Below are 2,165 nucleotides of genomic sequence, written 5' to 3'. Positions count from 1 at the left end.
CGCAAGGCCGAACCGGTGGTCGCGAAGCGGATGCCGTTGCCGTGTTTCATCTGTCTAGCGATCCTCGATGCGGGCCGTCACGCGGCCTGCCAGTACGCGTCGAGGCGCGCGTACAGTGCATCGCGCTGCGCCGGTTCGATAAACGACGCCTCGAAGCCGTTGCGGATCACCGCGTGGACTTCGGCATCCGTGAGTTGCAGCCCTTCGGCCGTCGCGAAGTAGTTTTCATTGACGTAGCCGCCGAAATAGGCCGGATCGTCGGAGTTGATCGTCACCGCGACGCCGCGATCGAGCAGCGCCTTCAGCGTGTGCTTCGCCATGTCGTCGAACACGCACAGCTTGAGATTCGACAACGGGCAGACGGTGAGCGCCGTGCGCGTTTTCGCGAGGCGCTCGACGAGTGCCGCGTCCTCGATGCTGCGCACGCCGTGGTCGATCCGGTCGACCTTCAGCACGTCGAGCGCTTCGTAGATGTATGCGGGCGGGCCTTCCTCGCCTGCGTGCGCGACGAGCTTCAGCCCGAGCGCGCGCGCCTTCTCGAACACGCGCGCAAACTTGGTCGGCGGATGGCCGAGCTCGGACGAGTCGAGGCCGACGCCAATCAGGCGATGGCGATAGCGCTCGAACAGCGGCAGCGCGGATTCGAACGTCGCGAGCGCGTCCTCTTCGGACAGGTGGCGCAGGAAGCACAGAATCAGCTTGCTCGACAGCCCGCGTTGTTCGGCATCGGCGAGTGCGCGCTCGATGCCTGCGACCACCGTCTCGATCGGCACGCCGCGCTCGGTGTGCGTCTGCGGATCGAAGAACAGCTCGGTATGGACGACGTTGTCGGCGAGCGCACGTTCGCAGTACGCGGCCGTCATGTCGTAGAAATCCTGCTCGGTCAGCAGCACGCTCGCGCCTGCGTAATAGATGTCGAGGAACGACTGCAGGTCGGTGAATGCGTATGCGGCGCGCAGCGCGTCGATCGAGTCGTACGCGAGCTTCACGCCGTTGCGCTGCGCGAGCGCAAAAATCAGTTCGGGCTCGAGCGAGCCTTCGATATGGATGTGCAGCTCCGCTTTCGGCGCGCGGGCAATCTTGTCCTTGAATGTCGGGGTCATGGCGTCGTTCTTGGTCGGTCAGTAGGTAGGGGAAGCCTGCGCGGACGCATTCGCGTTTGCCTCGACGGCCTGCAGCAATTGCGCAGCCACCGAGATCGCGATCACTTCGGGTGCCTTGTCGATGATGCCTTCGACACCGATCGGGCAGCGCATCCGCGCGACCTGGGCCGGGTCGATGCCGATGGCTGCGAGGCGGTGATCGAACTGCACGCGTTTCGCATGCGAGCCGGTCATCCCGAAGTACGCATAGTCGCCGCGCCGCAGGATGCGCTCGGCCAGCACGAAATCGAGTGCGTGGTCATGCGTCATCACGACGAAGTAGGACTGCGGCGGTGCTGCGTCGACTGCGTCGGCCGGGGCAGCGGCCGCTTCGATCGCGAGGTTGCCGATGCCGGCGAGCGCGTCGGCCGGTGGGAACACCGCATCGGGCCCGTCGATCCAGCGCACGTGGCACGGCAGCGTCGCCAGCACCTTCACGAGCGCGGTGCCGATGTGCCCGGCGCCGAACAGCACGACGGGGAACGCATACGGCGCGATCGTTTCGGTCATCAGCGACACGCCGCCGGTTTCCCACAGCAGGCAGTCGGCACGCGCGGCTTCCGATTCGGGCTCGCTCAACAGCGGCGCGCCCGGCGAGGGGCCGAATGATACGCTACGGACGGTCGCGGCGCCGGCCGCGACACGCTTCGCGAGCGACATGATCCAGCCGAGATCGCCCACATCGAGCCGCTCGAACGCGAGCACCACGGCGCCGCCGCAGCACTGGCCGAGGCTCGGGCCGAGCGCGAGCCGCTCGAGCCGGCGTGCGTGCGGCACGTGGGCGCCATCCTTCAGCAGATGCCGCGCGATCTCGATCGCCTTCCATTCCAGATGACCGCCGCCGATCGTGTGGCGCGCCGTGTCGCGCGTGACGAGCATCTTGGTGCCCGCTTCGCGCGGCGCGGAGCCGTCGGTGTGCGCGACCGTCACGAGCACGGCTGCTTCGCCATGCGCGAGCAGTTGCTGCAGATCGCCGAGCCAGGCTTCCATCAGCACGCTCCGTTCTGGACGACGCGGCACGAC

General features: G+C 67.0%; 2 protein-coding genes. Both read right to left on the bottom strand.

Features of this window, described 5'->3' with window-relative positions:
• Positions 1–77: 77 nt before the first annotated feature.
• On the bottom strand, positions 78–1,103 hold the full coding sequence (locus tag JYJ84_RS34845) for an adenosine deaminase (protein ID WP_175223456.1): 1,026 nt from the start codon (positions 1,101–1,103) through the stop codon (positions 78–80).
• A gap of 18 nt (positions 1,104–1,121) precedes the next feature.
• The gene (xdhC, locus tag JYJ84_RS34840) at positions 1,122–2,132 is read right to left on the bottom strand and encodes a xanthine dehydrogenase accessory protein XdhC (RefSeq protein WP_175223455.1); all 1,011 of its coding nucleotides are present in this window, start codon (positions 2,130–2,132) and stop codon (positions 1,122–1,124) included.
• Positions 2,133–2,165: the final 33 nt, after the last annotated feature.

Source organism: Burkholderia sp. LMG 13014, from assembly GCF_905232215.1.
GTDB lineage: Bacteria > Pseudomonadota > Gammaproteobacteria > Burkholderiales > Burkholderiaceae > Burkholderia.
The sequence above is the reverse complement of the archived record's forward strand: the minus strand, read 5'-3'. Positions and strand labels throughout refer to the sequence as shown.